Source organism: Stenotrophomonas sp. 704A1, assembly GCF_030549525.1.
In the GTDB taxonomy this organism is placed as follows: domain Bacteria; phylum Pseudomonadota; class Gammaproteobacteria; order Xanthomonadales; family Xanthomonadaceae; genus Stenotrophomonas; species Stenotrophomonas tuberculopleuritidis.
The window spans coordinates 261,272-278,214 of the sequence record NZ_CP130831.1 but is presented as its reverse complement, the minus strand read 5'-3'; the positions used below and the strand labels follow the sequence as shown (position 1 = coordinate 278,214).

At 67.0% G+C, this 16,943-nt stretch carries 14 protein-coding genes and 1 riboswitch; of the genes, 8 read left to right on the top strand and 6 right to left on the bottom strand.

What is annotated here, in order from left to right:
- Positions 1 to 172: 172 nt before the first annotated feature.
- From Q5Z10_RS01195 to Q5Z10_RS01170, 6 genes are all read left to right on the top strand, one after another.
- Positions 173 to 1,222: a bifunctional nicotinamide-nucleotide adenylyltransferase/Nudix hydroxylase gene (locus Q5Z10_RS01195; protein ID WP_049403797.1), complete on the top strand. Its 1,050-nt coding sequence runs from the start codon at positions 173 to 175 to the stop codon at positions 1,220 to 1,222.
- Between the two features lie 64 nt (positions 1,223 to 1,286).
- On the top strand, positions 1,287 to 2,696 hold the full coding sequence (locus Q5Z10_RS01190; RefSeq protein ID WP_303637541.1) for a nicotinate phosphoribosyltransferase: 1,410 nt from the start codon (positions 1,287 to 1,289) through the stop codon (positions 2,694 to 2,696).
- 91 nt (positions 2,697 to 2,787) lie between these two features.
- Positions 2,788 to 3,019: riboswitch (cobalamin riboswitch) on the top strand.
- A 220-nt stretch (positions 3,020 to 3,239) separates the two neighbouring features.
- Positions 3,240 to 5,537 carry a 5-methyltetrahydropteroyltriglutamate--homocysteine S-methyltransferase gene (metE, locus tag Q5Z10_RS01185; protein WP_303637540.1) on the top strand — a complete coding sequence of 766 codons (2,298 nt, stop codon included), beginning with the start codon at positions 3,240 to 3,242 and terminating at the stop codon, positions 5,535 to 5,537.
- A 63-nt stretch (positions 5,538 to 5,600) separates the two neighbouring features.
- Positions 5,601 to 6,272: an epoxyqueuosine reductase QueH gene (locus Q5Z10_RS01180; protein ID WP_303637539.1), complete on the top strand. Its 672-nt coding sequence runs from the start codon at positions 5,601 to 5,603 to the stop codon at positions 6,270 to 6,272.
- Between the two features lie 56 nt (positions 6,273 to 6,328).
- The gene (gene pncA, locus Q5Z10_RS01175; protein WP_303637538.1) at positions 6,329 to 6,955 is read left to right on the top strand and encodes a bifunctional nicotinamidase/pyrazinamidase; all 627 of its coding nucleotides are present in this window, start codon (positions 6,329 to 6,331) and stop codon (positions 6,953 to 6,955) included.
- Between the two features lie 144 nt (positions 6,956 to 7,099).
- A complete protein-coding gene (locus Q5Z10_RS01170) occupies positions 7,100 to 7,819 on the top strand; it encodes an NYN domain-containing protein (protein WP_303637537.1) in 720 nt (239 codons plus the stop codon).
- On the opposite strand, the gene purU is transcribed toward Q5Z10_RS01170, so the two are convergent.
- Positions 7,812 to 8,663: a formyltetrahydrofolate deformylase gene (gene purU, locus Q5Z10_RS01165; RefSeq protein WP_303637536.1), complete on the bottom strand. Its 852-nt coding sequence runs from the start codon at positions 8,661 to 8,663 to the stop codon at positions 7,812 to 7,814. The genes Q5Z10_RS01170 and purU overlap by 8 nt on opposite strands.
- 114 nt (positions 8,664 to 8,777) lie before the next feature.
- Between purU and Q5Z10_RS01160 the strand changes: the two genes are divergently transcribed.
- Positions 8,778 to 9,689, top strand: a complete 912-nt coding sequence (locus Q5Z10_RS01160) for a LysR family transcriptional regulator (protein WP_303637535.1) — start codon at positions 8,778 to 8,780, stop codon at positions 9,687 to 9,689.
- Between the two features lie 3 nt (positions 9,690 to 9,692).
- Here the strand turns inward: Q5Z10_RS01160 and Q5Z10_RS01155 are convergent, their stop codons facing one another.
- From Q5Z10_RS01155 to Q5Z10_RS01145, 3 genes are all read right to left on the bottom strand, one after another.
- Positions 9,693 to 10,796 (bottom strand): NADH:flavin oxidoreductase/NADH oxidase, encoded by a 1,104-nt coding sequence (locus Q5Z10_RS01155; RefSeq protein WP_303637534.1) that lies wholly within the window; start codon positions 10,794 to 10,796, stop codon positions 9,693 to 9,695.
- A 121-nt stretch (positions 10,797 to 10,917) separates the two neighbouring features.
- Entirely contained in the window at positions 10,918 to 11,724 is an 807-nt protein-coding gene (locus Q5Z10_RS01150; protein WP_303637533.1) for an NAD-dependent protein deacetylase, read from the bottom strand.
- Positions 11,725 to 11,767: 43 nt separating this feature from the next.
- A complete protein-coding gene (locus Q5Z10_RS01145) occupies positions 11,768 to 12,178 on the bottom strand; it encodes an acyl-CoA thioesterase (RefSeq protein WP_303637532.1) in 411 nt (136 codons plus the stop codon).
- Positions 12,179 to 12,270: 92 nt separating this feature from the next.
- On the opposite strand from Q5Z10_RS01145, the gene Q5Z10_RS01140 reads away from it, so the two are divergent.
- Positions 12,271 to 12,906, top strand: coding sequence for a LysE family translocator (locus Q5Z10_RS01140; protein ID WP_303637531.1), 636 nt, complete (start codon positions 12,271 to 12,273; stop codon positions 12,904 to 12,906).
- A gap of 145 nt (positions 12,907 to 13,051) precedes the next feature.
- On the opposite strand, the gene Q5Z10_RS01135 is transcribed toward Q5Z10_RS01140, so the two are convergent.
- Both Q5Z10_RS01135 and Q5Z10_RS01130 read right to left on the bottom strand, forming a co-directional pair.
- Positions 13,052 to 14,071, bottom strand: coding sequence for a ribonucleotide-diphosphate reductase subunit beta (locus tag Q5Z10_RS01135; protein ID WP_303637530.1), 1,020 nt, complete (start codon positions 14,069 to 14,071; stop codon positions 13,052 to 13,054).
- 127 nt (positions 14,072 to 14,198) lie between these two features.
- Positions 14,199 to 16,610, bottom strand: a complete 2,412-nt coding sequence (locus Q5Z10_RS01130; protein ID WP_303637529.1) for a ribonucleoside-diphosphate reductase subunit alpha — start codon at positions 16,608 to 16,610, stop codon at positions 14,199 to 14,201.
- Positions 16,611 to 16,943: the final 333 nt, after the last annotated feature.

Here is a 16,943-nt window from a genome sequence, read left to right as displayed (position 1 = left end):
GTATGGCGCAGAGGCTTCTCAGGGCCTGAGAACGGCAGCCCAGTCCGGGCAGCACGCCGCGGCGTTCAGCAGACGGCATGGCTGCGGGCTTGACCGCCTGCACCATCGGCGTAGCATCTGCGGCAAGCCAAGGGACAGACCCGCGGCTGCCACAACGACATGAGGGATTCTCATGGAATTCGACTATCTGGTTTTCATCGGGCGTTTCGAGCCCTTCCACAACGGCCACGCCGCCGTTGCCCGCCTGGCCCTGAGCCGGGCCCGCAAGCTGATCTTCCTGGTCGGCTCTGCCGATACCCCCCGCAGCCTGCGCAATCCCTGGACCGTGGCCGAACGCGCCGTGATGATCCAGGCCGCCCTCGACGGCCACACCGACCGCCTGCTGATCCGCCCGCTGCGCGACCACCTGTACAACGAAGCGCAGTGGATCGCCAACGTGCAGCGCCAGGTGGCCGAAGCGCTGCGCAACGACGGTGCCGCCGCCGATGCGAAGGTTGGCCTGATCGGCATGGACAAGGATGCCTCCAGCTACTACCTGCGCGAATTCCCGCAGTGGCCGCTGGTCGATGTGCAGCACACCGCCACCCTGTCGGCCACCGAACTGCGGCGTTACCTGTTCGAAGCCGGTGACGTGGATTTCCACGGTGCGCTGCTGATGCTGCGGGGCAACGTGCCGGCGCCGGTGTACGACATGCTCGAAGCGTTCCGCAAGAGCGCACCTGCCTACGGCCAGCTGGTGGCCGAGTACCGCTTCATCGAACAGTACAAGGCGGCCTGGAAGGATGCGCCCTATGCGCCCACCTTCGTCACCACCGATGCGGTGGTGGTGCATTCGGGCCACGTGCTGCTGGTGCGGCGCCGTTCGGAACCCGGCAAGGGCCTGTGGGCGCTGCCCGGCGGCTTCGTCGGCCAGGAGCAGAGCCTGCTTGACAGCTGCCTGCGCGAACTGCGCGAGGAAACCCGGCTGAAGATCCCACTGCCCGTGCTGAAGGGATCGCTGAAGGGCCAGCAGGTGTTCGACCACCCCGACCGCAGCCAGCGTGGCCGCACCATCACCCACGGTTTCCACTTCGAGTTCCCGGCCGGTGAGCTGCCGCCGGTGCGTGGCGGCGACGATGCCGACAAGGCGCGCTGGATTCCGGTCAGCGAAGCGCTGGACATGGGCCCGCAGCTGTTCGAAGACCACCTGCACATCCTGGAGTATTTCCTCGGCCGCGGCTGACAGGCCCGGCTTTCCCACTGGCGGACAGACCGCCGGTGTCACTCGACGCGAAGGAGCTTCCGTCATGCAGTACCTCGATAATCTTCTCCTCAACACCGACAGCTACAAGGCCAGCCACTGGCTGCAGTACCCGCCGGGTACCGATGCCACGTTCTTCTACGTGGAATCGCGTGGCGGCCTGCACGACCGCACGGTGTTCTTCGGCCTGCAGGCGATCCTCAAGGATGCGCTGGCACGGCCGGTCACCCACGCCGACATCGACGACGCCGCTGCGGTGTTCGCCGCCCATGGCGAACCGTTCAACGAGGCCGGCTGGCGCGACATCGTCGACCGCCTGGGCGGCCACCTGCCGGTGCGCATCCGCGCCGTGCCCGAGGGCAGTGTGGTGCCCACGCACCAAGCGCTGATGACCATCGAGTCGACCGATCCGGCGGCGTTCTGGGTGCCCTCGTACCTGGAAACCCTGCTGCTGCGTGTGTGGTACCCGGTCACCGTGGCCACCATCAGCTGGCATGCGCGGCAGACCATCGCCGGCTTCCTGCAGCAGACCAGCGACGACCCGCAGGGGCAGCTGCCGTTCAAGCTGCACGACTTCGGCGCGCGCGGCGTATCCAGCCTGGAATCGGCCGCACTGGGCGGTGCCGCGCACCTGGTCAGTTTCCTCGGTACCGATACCGTGTCGGCGCTGTGCCTGGCCCGCGCGCACTACCACGCGCCGATGGCGGGTTATTCCATTCCCGCTGCCGAGCACAGCACCATCACCAGCTGGGGCCGCGAGCGGGAAGTGGAGGCGTACCGCAACATGCTGCGCCAGTTCGGCAAGCCAGGCGCGATCGTCGCAGTGGTGTCGGACAGCTACGACATCTTCCGCGCCATCAGCGAGCACTGGGGCACGACGTTGCGCGATGAAGTGGTGGCCTCGGGTGCGACACTGGTGATCCGCCCGGATTCGGGTGATCCGGTGGAGATCGTTGCCGAAAGCCTGCGCAGGCTGGACGAGGCCTTTGGGCACACGCTCAATGCCAAGGGCTACCGCGTACTCAACCACGTGCGCGTGATCCAGGGGGATGGCATCAACCCCGGCACGATCCGCGCGATCCTGCAGCGAACGACCGGAGACGGCTATTCGGCCGACAACGTGGCCTTCGGCATGGGTGGCGCCCTGCTGCAGCGGCTGGACCGGGATACCCAGAAGTTCGCGCTGAAGTGTTCGGCGGCCCGCATCGATGGCCAGTGGGCCGATGTCTACAAGGATCCGGTCACCGATGCCGGCAAGACCAGCAAGCGTGGCCGCATGCGCCTGCTGCGGCGGGTCGCCGATGGCAGCCTGCACACGGTGCCGCTGCCCGCCGACGGTGATGAGCGCCTGCCGCCCGGCTGCGAAGATGCGATGGTGACCGTGTGGGAAAACGGCCGCCTCCTGCACGACCAGCGCCTGGATGACATCCGCGCGCGCGCCGCGGCCCAGCACTGAGACCGCCACGCCCCGGGCCCGGCCGGCGATGCACGCCGCGCCGGGTCCTCTGCTGCTGGCTGCCGCCCCTTGACCATTGCCGCCAACCGGCCTACCTTGTGCACGCCGAAGGTATCCATCTCTTCATGCGAATGAAGGGATGGATTTAAACGGGAATCCGGTGAAGGCGCGTCGCGCGCCCATTCCGGAGCTGCCCCGCAGCGGTGAATGGAAACGAATCCTGCCAACAGCACTGGGCATGCGCCTGGGAAGCGGCAGGTACTAGGTGGGCCGCACGGCCCGTGTCCATCAGCCCGAATACCGGCCCCGGCCGGGGGACACGACCGTCCCCTGACTCGACCTGGACTCTCCGCGGGGAGGGTTGCCGGGACCAGCGACGTCCTGCCTGAGCGGGATGCGTGGTCACGTGCGCCCTTTTCACGGCATCCGGTTCGCCCGCGGGGGCGAAGGTCGCTGGCAAGGCGCCCGTGGACCGGCAACGGTACGCGTCGCCCTGCAGTTCCTTCGTTCCTCAATGCCGATACGCAATGAGGACACGCTGCAATGACCACTGTTACCAACCTGGGCTTCCCCCGCATCGGCGCCAAGCGCGAACTGAAGCGGGCGCTCGAACGCCACTGGGCCGGCGATGACGATGCCGCCACCCTGCTGGCCACCGCCGCCGCACTGCGCGCGCGGCACTGGCAGCTGCAGATCGAGGCCGGTGTGGATGTGCCGCCGAGCAACGATTTCAGCCTGTATGACCAGGTACTGGATACCGCCTGGCTGTTCGATGCCATTCCCGAACGTTACCGTGCGCTGGCGGCGCGCGATCCGCTGGCCGCCTACTTCGCCACCGCGCGCGGGCTGCAGCGCGATGGCACCGACCTGCGCGCGCTGGAAATGACCAAGTGGTTCGACACCAACTATCACTATCTGGTGCCGGAACTGCATGCCGGCCAGGCGTTCACGCTGCGGGGCGACAAGCCGCTGGCCGAGTTCAACGAAGCCAGGGCGCTGGGCATCCATACCCGCCCGGTGCTGCTGGGGCCGGTCAGCTTCCTGCTGCTGTCCAAGACTACCGACGGCAGCAACGCACTGGCCCTGCTGGACGCACTGCTGCCGGCCTACGTGCAGCTGCTCGGCCAGCTGGCCGATGCCGGTGCCGACTGGGTGCAGCTGGATGAGCCGCTGCTGGTGCAGGACCTGGGCCCCGATGCGCACGCCGCCTTTGAACGGGCCTATGCGGCGCTGGCCGCGGCGAAGCGCCCGAAGCTGCTGGTCGCCACCTACTTTGGTGCGCTGGACGACAACCTCGGCCTGGCGGCGCGGCTGCCGGTGGATGGCCTGCACGTGGACCTGGTACGCGCACCGGAACAGCTGGATGCACTGCTGAAGGTCCTGCCGGCCGAGCGCGTGCTGTCTGCCGGCCTGGTCAACGGCCGCAACATCTGGCGCACGCACCTGGACAACGCCCTGATCCTGGCCCGCTTCGCCCACGTCAACCGGGGTGCCGACAAGCTGTGGCTGGCACCGTCGTGTTCGCTGCTGCACAGTCCGGTCGACCTGTCGCTGGAGAAGAAGCTGGATGACGAACTGAAGGGCTGGCTGGCGTTCTCGACCCAGAAGCTGCAGGAACTGCGCCTGCTGGCCGATGCGCTGGACGGCAAGGCCAGCGCCGATGCCGGGCTGGCCGCCAACCGCGCCGCGCTGGAGGGCCGCCGCCGTTCGCCGCGCGTGCACAACCCGGCCGTGGCCGCGCGCCTGGAGGCGCTCACCGCCGCCGATGCCCAGCGCCACAGCGCCTACCCGCAGCGCCGCACCGCGCAGCACGCCGCGCTGCAGCTGCCGCTGCTGCCGACCACCACGATCGGCTCGTTCCCGCAGACCCTGGAGGTGCGCGAGGCACGTGCCCGGTTCAAGTCCGGCAAGCTCGGCCTGGCCGAGTACGAGGCGTTCCTGGAACAACAGACCGCGCAAGCCGTGCGCGTGCAGGAAGAGCTCGGCCTGGACGTACTGGTGCACGGTGAGTTCGAGCGCAACGACATGGTGGAGTATTTCGGCGAGCAGCTGCAGGGCTTTGCGTTCACCGGCAATGGCTGGGTGCAGAGCTATGGCTCGCGTTGCGTGAAGCCGCCGGTCATCTTCGGCGATGTCAGCCGTCCGCAGCCGATGACCGTGCGCTGGTCCAGCTACGCACAATCGCTCACCGACAAGCCGATGAAGGGCATGCTGACCGGTCCGGTGACCGTGCTGCAGTGGTCATTCGTGCGCGATGACCAGGAACGCGATGTCACCTGCCGGCAGATCGCGCTGGCGCTGCGCGATGAAGTACACGATCTGGAGGCGGCCGGCATCGGCGTGATCCAGGTGGACGAACCGGCGATCCGCGAAGGCCTGCCGCTGCGACGCGCGCAGTGGCGCGCCTATCTGGACTGGGCGGTGGAATCATTCCGCATCAGCACCAGCGGCGTGCGCGATGCCACCCAGATCCATACCCACATGTGCTACTCCGAGTTCAACGACATCATCCACTCGGTCGCCGCGATGGACGCCGACGTGATCTCGATCGAGACCTCGCGCTCGCGCATGGAACTGCTGGACGCGTTCGTGAAGTTCAACTATCCCAACGAGATCGGCCCGGGCGTGTATGACATCCACTCGCCGCGGGTGCCGGACAAGGCCGAGATGGTTGACCTGCTGCGCCGGGCGCTGGCCGTGCTGAAGCCGGAACAGCTGTGGGTGAACCCGGATTGCGGGCTGAAGACCCGCGGTTGGCCCGAAACCCGCGCGGCGCTGCAGGCGCTGGTCGCCGCCGCAGTGGAGCTGCGCAGCGAACACGAAGACGCCCGCGTCGCCTGATTCTTTCCCGCAATCCGATGCACGGGCCGCCGCCGTTGCCGGCGGCCCGTGCGGTACTGAACGATGACCGAACTCCAGCGCCCCACCCTGACCCTGCCCGACAACGGCCAGCGCCTGCTGCTGCATTCCTGCTGCGCACCGTGTTCGGGCGAAGTCATGGAGGCGATCACCGCCTCCGGGATCGACTACGCGATCTTCTTCTACAACCCCAACATCCACCCGGTGAAGGAGTACGAGCTGCGCAAGCAGGAGAACATCCGCTTCGCCGAGCAGCACGGCATTCCCTTCATCGACTGCGACTACGACACCGACAACTGGTTCAGCCGCGCGCGCGGCATGGAGAACGAACCCGAGCGCGGCATCCGCTGCACGATGTGCTTTGACATGCGCTTCGAGCGCACCGCGCTGTATGCGCATGAGCACGGCTACGACACCATCAGCTCGTCGCTGGGCATTTCGCGCTGGAAGAACATGGCGCAGATCAACGAGTGCGGTGTCCGCGCCGCTTCGCGCTATGAGGGCCTGCAGTACTGGGACTACAACTGGCGCAAGGGCGGCGGTGCCAGCCGCATGATCGAGATCAGCAAGCGCGAGCAGTTCTACCAGCAGGAGTACTGCGGCTGTGTGTACTCGCTGCGCGACGCCAACCGCCACCGCCGCGAGACGGGCCGCCCACGCATCCAGATCGGCCTGCTGTATTACGGCCAGGACAACGACGCGCCCGGCGGCGATTGACGTCCGTGCGAGGGGCGGCCACGCTGGTCGCCCCTCTTCCGTTGTACGGACCTGCCATGACCGCCCTGCCCGCCGACATCGCCCTGCTGGTGATCGACCTGCAGCCGGACTTCATGCCCGGCGGCGCGCTGGCCTGTGACCAGGGCGACGCCCTGGTGGCACCGATCGCCCGCCTGCTGGCCGAGCGCCGCTACCGCACGGTGGTGGCCACCCAGGACTGGCACCCGGCCGACCACGCCTCGTTCGCCAGCCAGCATCCGGGGCACCTGCCGTTCGAAGCCATCCTGCTGCACGCACAGCCGCAGACCCTGTGGCCGGACCACTGCGTGCAGGGCAGCGACGGTGCCGTGCTGCACCCGGGCGTGGACTGGACCGTGGCCGACCTGATCCTGCGCAAGGGCACCCGCCAGCAGGTGGATTCGTACAGCGCGTTCCGCGAGAACCATGGCCCCGATGGCACCCGTCCGGCGACCGGCCTGGCCGGCTGGCTGCACGAGCGCGGTATCCGCGAAGTGCATGTGTGCGGCCTGGCGCGCGACTACTGCGTGCTGTGGAGCGCACAGGACGCGGTGAAATCCGGGTTCCGGGTGACGTTCCTGTGGGAACTGACGCGGCCGGTGACCGAGGCCAATGACGGGATGGTGCGCGAGGCGCTGGCCAAGGCGAAGATCGCGATCCTGTAGGCGGCGTGTCGCCTCTGCCGCTTGTGTGCCTGATTCGAACCCGGCAGAATCGAAGCCATCCAGCCCTCCAAGTACGCCCCCCAACAGATCGCGGGACGGCCGAACCGGGGGCTTTTCATTGGATGAAGCCAGGAGGGCAACGGTATGCCGACGGCAGTTCTCATTGATGGCGGCTACTTCATCAAACGCTTTCGTCGCATCGAGCCCCACAGCGCCTACAACGCTCAACGCGCCGCCGAAGTCGCCCATCGATGGGCCATCGCCCATCTCAAGCATTCAAGTGGCGATCGACGGGATCTCTATCGCATCTTTTTCTACGACTGCCCACCGCTGCGCAAGAAGATGCACAACCCGATTTCCGGCCTGTGTATCGACTACTCGCGATCCGACGAAGCACTTTTCAGATCCAGCCTGCATGAGGCATTGAAGCAGAAGCGCAAAGTGGCCCTGCGTCTTGGCCACCTCACCGACTTCAGTTCGTGGACGACCGGATCACGAACCTTCGACGACCTCCTCAAGGGCAAGCGAGCGTTCGGCGATCTTCAAGCCGATGAGCTGCAGCCCAATGTGCGGCAGAAGGGCGTGGATATGCGCATCGGCATCGACATTTCCTCACTCGCACTCAAGCGCCAGGTGCGCCAGATCATTCTGATGGCCGGCGACGCCGACTTCGTACCGGCCGCGAAGCTCGCCCGGCGTGAAGGGGTGGATTTTGTGCTCGATCCGATGTGGTCGTCCATTCTCAAAGGACTGATGGAACATATTGATGGCGTGCGCTCGACCTGCCCCAGGCCCTTGGAGCAGCAGCGTGGGCATCCTGGGCACATCCCCTGTTCAATCCCCGGTACTGCCCGCGTTACCTGAACACCACCGTGCGGTGTCCGTTGAGCAGGATCCGGTGCTCCACATGCCGGCGTACCGCGCGCGCCAGCACCTGCGATTCGGTATCGCTGCCCAGCCGCACCAGTTCGCGCGGGCCCATCGCGTGGTCCACACGGGCCACGTCCTGCTCGATGATCGGGCCTTCGTCCAGATCCTCGGTGACGTAGTGTGCCGTGGCGCCGATGATCTTGACCCCACGCGCGTGCGCCTGGTGGTACGGCTGCGCGCCCTTGAAGCTGGGCAGGAAGCTGTGGTGGATGTTGATCGCCCGTCCCGCCAGGGCGCGGCACAACGTCGGCGACAGGATCTGCATGTAGCGCGCCAGCACCACCAGGTCGATGCGTTCGCGCTCGACCAGATCGATGATCTGCTGTTCCTGCGCCACGCGCGTTGCCGCATCTACCGGCAGGTGGTGGAACGGCACCTGGTAGGACGCGGCCAATGCCGCGAAGTCGCTGTGATTGGATACCACCGCCGCGATGTCCACCTTCAGCTGCCCGCTGTGGGCGCGGAACAGCAGGTCGTTCAGGCAGTGCCCCTGCTTGCTGACCAGTACCAGCAGGCGCGCCCGGCGCCGGCCGTCATGCAGCTGCCAGTCCATGCCGAAATCGGCGGCCAGCGCGGCCATTGCCGCATGCACGGTGTCCAGCGCCAGGCCGGCATCACGGTCGAAGTGCACGCGCAGGAAGAAGCGGCCGCTGTCCTCGTCGCCGAACTGCTGGGCGTCGAGGATGTTGCAGCCATGGTCGAACAGCAGGCCGGACACGCGGTAGACGATGCCGGTGCGGTCGGGACAGGACAGGGTGAGGATGGAATCGGGGCGCATCGCCCGAGTGTAGGGCAGCGCCGCGGCACGGTGGCCGATGGTCACCATTGCAACCGAATCGCTTCGGACAGACCCAAGCGATACTTGCGCTTCCGCATGGCAAGCTGGTCGGTCATGAACCTGTTGCAGCTCATCCGCAGCTTCACCCGCACCGCAGAGACCGGCAGCATTGCCGCTGCGGCCCGTACCCTTGGCATCAGTGCCACCGCGGTCGGCCAGAACATCAACCGGCTGGAAGCCCACCTGGGGGTGCGCCTGCTGAACCGCAGCACGCGGCAGCTGGCACTCAGCGAAGCCGGCACGCTGTACCTGGCCCAGGTGCGCCACATCGAAGCTGACCTGGCGCGTGCGCAGGCGATGGTCACTTCCGGTGACATCGAGCCGGCCGGGCCGCTGCGCATCGCCAGCAGCCGGGCGTTTGGCCGGCACGTGCTGGCGCCGTTGCTGCCCGCGCTGCAGCAGCGCCACCCGCAACTGCAGCTGGAACTGCGGCTGACCGACCGGGCCGTGCAGCATGGCCCGGAAACGGTCGACGCCAGCATCCGTATCGGTGCACAGCTGGAAGACGGCGTCGTGGCACGGCAGCTGGCGCGCATCCCGTTCGTGTTCTGCGCATCCCCGGCCTATCTGCAGGCGCACGGGACGCCACAGCAACCGGCGGAGCTGGCGTGCCACCGTGGCCTGCTGCACCGCTTCCCCACCGATGGCCGGCCGCTGCGCTGGGGACTGCTGAAGGAGGGCCAGCGGGTGGATGCGGCGCTGCCGCCGAGCATGGTCTGCGATGACATCGACGCCCTGGCCGAACTGGCCGCCGCCGGTGCCGGCATTACCCGGCTGGCGGCGTTCGTGGCCGCGCCCTACCTGCGCGACGGGCGTCTGCAGGCGGTGTTCGATGCCGGCAGCCCCTGGCAACCGGCACCGATGGAGGTCTTCTTCTGCGTCAGCGACCGCCGCGACTTCACCGCCAAGATCCGCGCGCTGTTCGAGCACCTGCAGGCCGGCCTGCCGCCGGCCTGGCGGGTGTAGGCGTCAGCGCACGCTGAACACACCGCGCGCATCGCGCGGTTCGCAGCGCAGGTACTGCGGCGACGGCACCACGCTGTCGCCCAGCGCGGCAGCGGCATGCCACGGCCAGCGCGGGTCGTACAGGATGCCGCGGGCCAGCGCGATCGCATCGGCCTGGTTGTGGCGCAGGATCGATTCGGCCTGTTCCGGTTCGGTGATCATGCCGACCGCGATGATCGGCATGCGCACCTTCTTGGCCTTGATCGCCGCAGCGAACGGCACCTGGTAGCCGGGGCCGGCACTGATCTTCTGGCGCTCATCCAGACCGCCGCCGGACACATGCAGGACGTTGCAGCCGCGGGCATCGAGCACCTGTGCCAGCGCCTCGCTCTGCACGATGTCCCAGCCACCCTCCACCCAGTCACTGGCAGAAATACGCACGCCCACCGCGACCTTGTCCGACACCGCCGCACGCACCGCGTCGAACACTTCCACCAGCAGGCGCAGCCGGTTGGGCAGCGAGCCACCGTAGCCATCGGTACGGCGGTTGCTCAGCGGCGACAGGAACTGGTGCAGCAGGTAGCCGTGCGCCGCATGGATCTCGATCAGTTCGAAGCCCAGCCGTTCGGCGCGCACGGCACTGGCGGCAAACGCGGCCACGACCTCGGCGATACCCGCCTCATCCAGTTCCTGCGGCGCCGGATCGCCGGCATGGAACGGCAGCGGCGACGGCGCGACCGTGGCCCAGCCACGGGCGTCGTCGGCCGGCAGCTGGCCCCCGCCGTCCCAGGGGCGCTTCACCGAGGCCTTGCGCCCGGCATGGCCCAGCTGCACGCCCAGCGGCATCGACGACCAGCGCCGCACGCTGGCCAGCACCTGCGCCAGCGCGGCTTCGGTGCCGTCGTCCCACAGGCCCAGATCGGCCCAGCTGATGCGGCCGCGCGCTTCCACCGCCGTGGCTTCCAGGATCAGCAGGCCGGCGCCGGACTGGGCCAGATTGCCCAGATGCATGGCATGCCAGTCGCTGGCGCGGCCATCTTCGGCGGAGTACTGGCACATTGGCGCGATGACAATGCGGTTGGACAGGGTCAGGGGGCCGAAGGAAATCGGCGAGAACAGCTGGCTCACGGCAGTGGGGGTGTAGCAGAGGGGGGGCGTATTGCACCGCTGTGCGGCGCGCGGATCAACCGTCTGGATGGATCGCTGTTTCGTGCGACCGCGCTGCGCGCTCGCCGGGCTTGGCCCGGCGCTACCGGCTGACGAACCCGACCAGGGCCTCGGCGCAATCGCGTTCGTCCTTGAACTGCAGCAGGTCGTCGGCCCGGGTACGCCCCCGGTTCAACGCGGCCACCGGCAGGCCTGCGCTGGCCGCCGCCTGCACGAAGCGGAAGCCGGAATAGACCATCAGCGAAGAACCCACCACCAGTACGGCGTCTGCGCGCTGCAGGTGCTCATGCACCGCCGCCACGCGCTCGCGCGGCACGTTCTCGCCGAAGAAGACCACATCCGGCTTCAGCAGGCCGCCGCAGCGCGTGCACTCCGGCACCACGAAGGCGGAGAAGTCGGTTTCCAGGTCGGCATCGCCATCGGGCGCGGTGCCCGCCTCCAGCGCGTCCCAGCCGGGATTGGCGTCAAGCAGGCGCTGCTGGAACAGCTCACGGTCGCTGCGCTGTTCGCAGCCCATGCAGCGCACCTGGTCCAGCCGTCCGTGCAGATCGATCACGTTGTGGCTGCCGGCGCGCTGGTGCAGGCCGTCCACGTTCTGGGTCAGCAACACCTGCAGCTTGCCGCAGGCTTCCAGTGCGGCCAGCGCCTGGTGGGTGCCGTTGGGCCGGGCATGGCCGAAACGCGGCCAGCCCAGCAGGCTGCGCGCCCAGTAGCGCTGGCGGGTGGCGGCCTCGCCCATGAAGGCCTGGTAGGTCACCGGCGGCGTACGCTTCCACTGGCCATCGGTGTCGCGGTAATCGGGGATGCCCGAGGCGGTGCTGCAGCCGGCGCCGGTCAGCACGAACAGGCGCTGGGCGCGGTCGATGAAGTCGGTCAGCGGCGGGCTCATGAGGGTCAGATGGGGGCGCCGGGGCGCCCCTGCAAGCAGGGCCTCAGGCGGCCGGTACGCCGGGCAGGCGCGGCACGGCGGTGGGCTGGCCGTCCTCGCCCAGCGCGATCATCACGAAGTGGCCGCGGGTGCACAGCTGGCGCTCGCCGCTGTGCAGGTCCTCGGCGATCAGTTCGACCTCGACCTTCATCGAGCTGCGGCCGACCTCGACGATGCGGCCGATGGTTTCCACCATCTGGCCGATGCGGATCGGCAGCTTGAAGTCGACCTGGTCGCTGCGCGCGGTCACCACGGTGCGCCGCGAGTAGCGGGCGGCGGCGAGGAAGGCCGCCTTGTCCATCCATGCCAGCGCCTGGCCACCGAACAGCGTGCCCATGTGGTTGGTGTGGTTGGGGAAGACGATTTCGGCCATGCGCACTTCAATCGGCGGCACGGTCTCGGGGATCGGGGTCATGACGATGCTTCGGGGGTGGGGTGCCGATGATTTTACGGCAGGGCGGTGAAGGTACGGCGTTACAATCGGCGAGCCCTCCAGGACCGCTCGCCATGCCCGCCACCTCCGATCTGCTGGCCTTCGCCCTGGTGTCGCTGGCCATGGTGCTCACCCCGGGCCCGAACATGATCTACGTGATCTCGCGCTCGATCTGCCAGGGGCCGATGGCCGGCTTGATCTCGCTGGGCGGGGTGGCGCTGGGCTTCGTCTTCTACATGCTGTGCGCGGCACTGGGCATCACCGCGCTGCTGATGACCGTGCCGTTTGCCTACGACGCGCTGCGCATCGGCGGTGCCCTGTACCTGCTGTACCTGGCCTGGCAGGCGCTGAAGCCCGGCGGCCGCTCGCCGTTTGCAGTGCGCGCGCTGCCGGTGGACGGCCCGCGCAGGCTGTTCGCGATGGGCTTTCTGACCAACGTGCTGAACCCCAAGGTGGCGGTGATGTACCTGTCGCTGCTGCCGCAGTTCCTGCACCCGGACAGCGAAGGCAGCGTGCTGCTGCAGTCGGTGGTGCTGGGCTCCACCCAGATCGCGGTGAGCGTGACCGTGAACGGCATCATCGCGTTGATGGCCGGCAGCATCGCCGGCTTCCTGGCCGCGCGGCCGACCTGGCAGACGGTGCAGCGCTGGCTGATGGGCACGGTGCTGGCCGGGCTGGCGGTGCGCATGGCGGTGGATGGACGGCGGTAGCGCAGGGCCATGCCCGGCGAGCGCGCAGCGCGGCCAGCGCTTCCCGTGGCGTCGGTTGGAATGTGCCGGGCATGGCCCGGCGCTACCCACAAAAAACCCCGGCGTTGGCCGGGGTTTTTTGTTGCGACAGGGCTGACCGGTTCGATCAGAAGTTCATGTCGAACGCCACTTCGCCCTGCACGCCCACCTGGTAGGCCGAGGCGCGACGTTCGAAGAAGTTGGTCAGTTCCTGCACGTCCTGCAGTTCCATGAAGCTCAGCGGGTTGCGCACGTTGTACTTGCGCTCCATGCCCAGGCGGTGGAAATGGTTGTCGGCGCAGTGCTGCAGGTACTGGCGCATGTCGCGGGTGGAAATGCCCGCCACGCCGCCGGACAGCACGTCTTCGGCGAACTGCACTTCGCACTCGATGGCCTCGGCCAGCATGTCGTAGACATCCTGCTTCATCTTGTCGTCGAACAGGTCCGGCTCTTCCTCACGGATCACGTCCACGCACTCGAAGGCGAAGTCCATGTGCGCGCTTTCGTCGCGGAACACCCAGTTGGTGCCCGACGCCAGGCCGTTGAGCAGGCCGCGCGAACGGAAGTAGTACACGTAGGCGAACGCGGCGAAGAAGAACAGGCCTTCGATGCAGGCGGCAAAGCAGATCTGGTTGAGCAGGAACTGACGGCGCTGTTCGCGGGTCTCGATGCGGGTCAGGTCCTGGATCGAGTCGATCCACTTGAAGCAGAAGTCGGCCTTCTTCTTGATCGAGTCGATGTTCTCCACCGCGGCGAAGGCTTTGACGCGCTCGTCCGGATCCGGCAGGTAGTTGTCGAGCAGGGTCAGGTAGAACTGCACATGCAGCGCTTCTTCGTACAGCTGGCGCGACAGGTACATGCGCGCTTCGGGCGCATTGAGGTGCTGGTACAGGTTCAGCACCAGGTTGTTGGACACGATCGAATCGCCGGTGGCGAAGAACGCGACCAGGCGGTGGATCAGGTGGCGCTCACCCGGCGACATCTTGCTGTGCAGGTCGCTGATGTCGATCTGGAAGTTGATCTCTTCCACCGTCCAGGTGTTCTTGATCGCGTTCCGGTACATGTCATAGAACTGCGGGTAGCGCATCGGGCGCAGGGTCAGTTCAAAACCGGGATCGAGCAGCATCTGCTTGGGCTTGTCGGCCATGGGTGTTTCCTTGTCTTCTCGGGTCAAAACGCCGGGCGTGGCCCGGCGCTACCTTGGTGTTTTCTGCAGTCGAGCATGGCTCGACTCGACAGAGGGGTGTGCCGGCCAAAGACCGGCACGGCCACGCTTACTGGCAGGCCTCGCAGGCTTCCGGGTTCTCCAGCGAGCAGGCAATCGCCTCTTCCGGGCTGAACACCTTCTCCGGGCCGGCGTTGGCGGCATGGCTGACCGTGGTCTTGGCAATCTTGGTGGCCGGACGCGAACGCAGGTAGTAGGTGGTCTTGATGCCCTGCTTCCAGGCGTACATGTACATGGACGACATCGCACCGATGCTCGGGCTTTCCATGAACAGGTTGAGCGAGGCGGACTGGTCGATGAAGGCGCCACGGTCGGCCGCCATGTCGATCAGCGAACGCATCGGCAGCTCCCACGCGGTGCGGTACACGTTGCGCAGGGTTTCCGGGATCTGGGTCAGGCCCTGGATCGAACCTTCGGCCAGCTTGATCGCATCGCGCATTTCCGGCGTCCAGTGGCCCAGCTTCTTCAGCTCGTTCACCAGGTAACGGTTCACCTGCAGGAAGTCACCGGACAGGGTCTCGCGCTTGAACAGGTTGGACACCTGCGGTTCCACGCACTCGTAGCAGCCGGCGATCGATGCGATGGTCGCGGTCGGCGCGATCGCGATCATCAGCGAGTTGCGCAGGCCGTGCTCCTTGATGCGCTCGCGCAGGGCATCCCAGCGCGCGCTGTCCTCGGGCACCACGTTCCAGGCGTCGAACTGCAGCTCGCCGCTGGCCGCACGGGTGTCGGCGAAGGACGGGTGCTTGCCGCGCTCCTGGGCCAGTTCCACCGAGGTTTCCAGCGCGTGGAAGTAGATGGTCTCGGCAATCTTCTTCGACAGCGCGCGGGCTTCGGCGCTGTCGAACGGCAGGCGCTTGCGGAAGAACACGTCCTGCAGGCCCATGCAGCCCAGGCCGACCGGACGCCAGCGCAGGTTGCCGCGGCGTGCCGATTCGATCGGGTAGAAGTTCAGGTCGATCACGCGGTCGAGCTGGCGCACGGCCAGGCGCACGGTGTCGGCCAGCTTGTCGAAATCGAACTCGCCGTTGCCGTCGAAGTGGTTGCCCAGGTTGATCGAACCCAGGTTGCACACCGCGGTTTCTTCGGCCGAGGTGACTTCCAGGATCTCGGTGCACAGGTTGGACAGGTGGATCACGTTGCCCGGGCGCAGGGTCTGGTTGCTGGCGCGGTTGCACTTGTCCTTGAAGGTCATCCAACCGTTGCCGGTCTCGGCCAGCGTGCGCATCATCCGCGAGTACAGCTTGCGCGCGGAAATGGTGCGGTTGGCCTTGCCCTGTGCTTCGGCCTGCAGGTAGGCAGCTTCGAAGGCTTCACCGAACAGGTCGGTGAACTCGGGCACCACGCGCGGATCGAACAGCGACCATTCCTGGTCGGCCTCGACGCGCTTCATGAACAGGTCCGGGATCCAGTTGGCCAGGTTCAGGTTGTGCGCACGGCGCGATTCGTCGCCGGTGTTGTCACGCAGCTCGAGGAAGTCCTCGATGTCGGCGTGCCAGGTTTCCAGGTACACGCAGGCCGCGCCCTTGCGCTTGCCGCCCTGGTTCACCGCCGCCACCGACGAATCCATGGTCTTCAGCCACGGCACGATGCCGTTGGAGTGGCCGTTGGTCGACTTGATCAGCGAACCACGCGAACGCACGCGGGTGTAGCTGACGCCGATGCCGCCGGAGAACTTGGACAGCTGCGCGATGTCGCCGTACTTGGAATAGATCGACTCCAGCGAGTCCTGCGGCGAGTCCAGCAGGAAGCACGAGGACAGCTGCTCGTGGGTGGTACCCGAGTTGAACAGGGTCGGGCTGGACGGCAGGTAGTCCAGGTTGCCCATGCGCTTGTACAGCGCCAGGGTTTCCGGCACGTCCTCGCTGAGCGCGCTGGCGATGCGCAGGAAGAACTGCTGCGGGGTCTCGATCACCTTGCGGGTGTGCGGATGGCGCAGCAGGTAGCGGTCGTACAGGGTACGCAGGCCGAAGTAGTCGAAGTTCAGGTCCAGCGATGCATCGATGGCATCGTTGAGCTTGCGCGCGTTGGTCTGCACGAAGTTCAGCAGGCGGTCGTTGATCAGGCCCACTTCGTGGCCACGGCCGACCGACTGCGAGAAGGCGTAGATCTCCTGGCCCGACACTTCCTTGGCGATGTAGTTGGCCAGCAGGCGCGCGGCAAGGCGGCCGTACTCCGGCTCTTCACCGATCAGCAGGGCGGCGGTACGGATGGACAGTTCGTCCAGCTCGCGGGTGGTGGCACCGTTGTACAGGCCGGAAATGGTGCGCGTGGCCACGCGCATCGGATCGACGGCGTGCAGGCCTTCGGAGGAACGCTGCACCGCGCGCACGATCTTGTTCAGATCCACCAGTTCGGTCGTGCCGTTGCGCTTGGTCACACTCATCGCGTTGGCCGTCGGCGGCGACGTCAACAGGAACTCGTTTTCCTTTTCGATGGTGGCGCTGGTCTCGGTGGTCACGGCGTGTGTCCTCTTGGCGTGATGGGTAGTGGCTCGGAGCATCGGGTGACGCAGCCCGGGACATGACAGCCCAGGGTGGCAGTTCGGTGTCGCAGGGGGTGAGACCTTGCGCCTGCCGCTGCCGTCGGCGGTTGTGGACGGGTACCGCGGGGGGCGGATCTGCCCTGACCGCACGGGTCCTGGCGATCTCCCGTGAACCCGGCGACAGGGGGTCGCCGCAACCGACAGCCACAAGATAGTGGGGGTAGTTGGACCCGTCAACGCCAAATGTAGTGAAATTCGGCAATCCCTTGCGCCGCAAGGATCGTGCCATCGGCGCCGGGTTTGGACGCT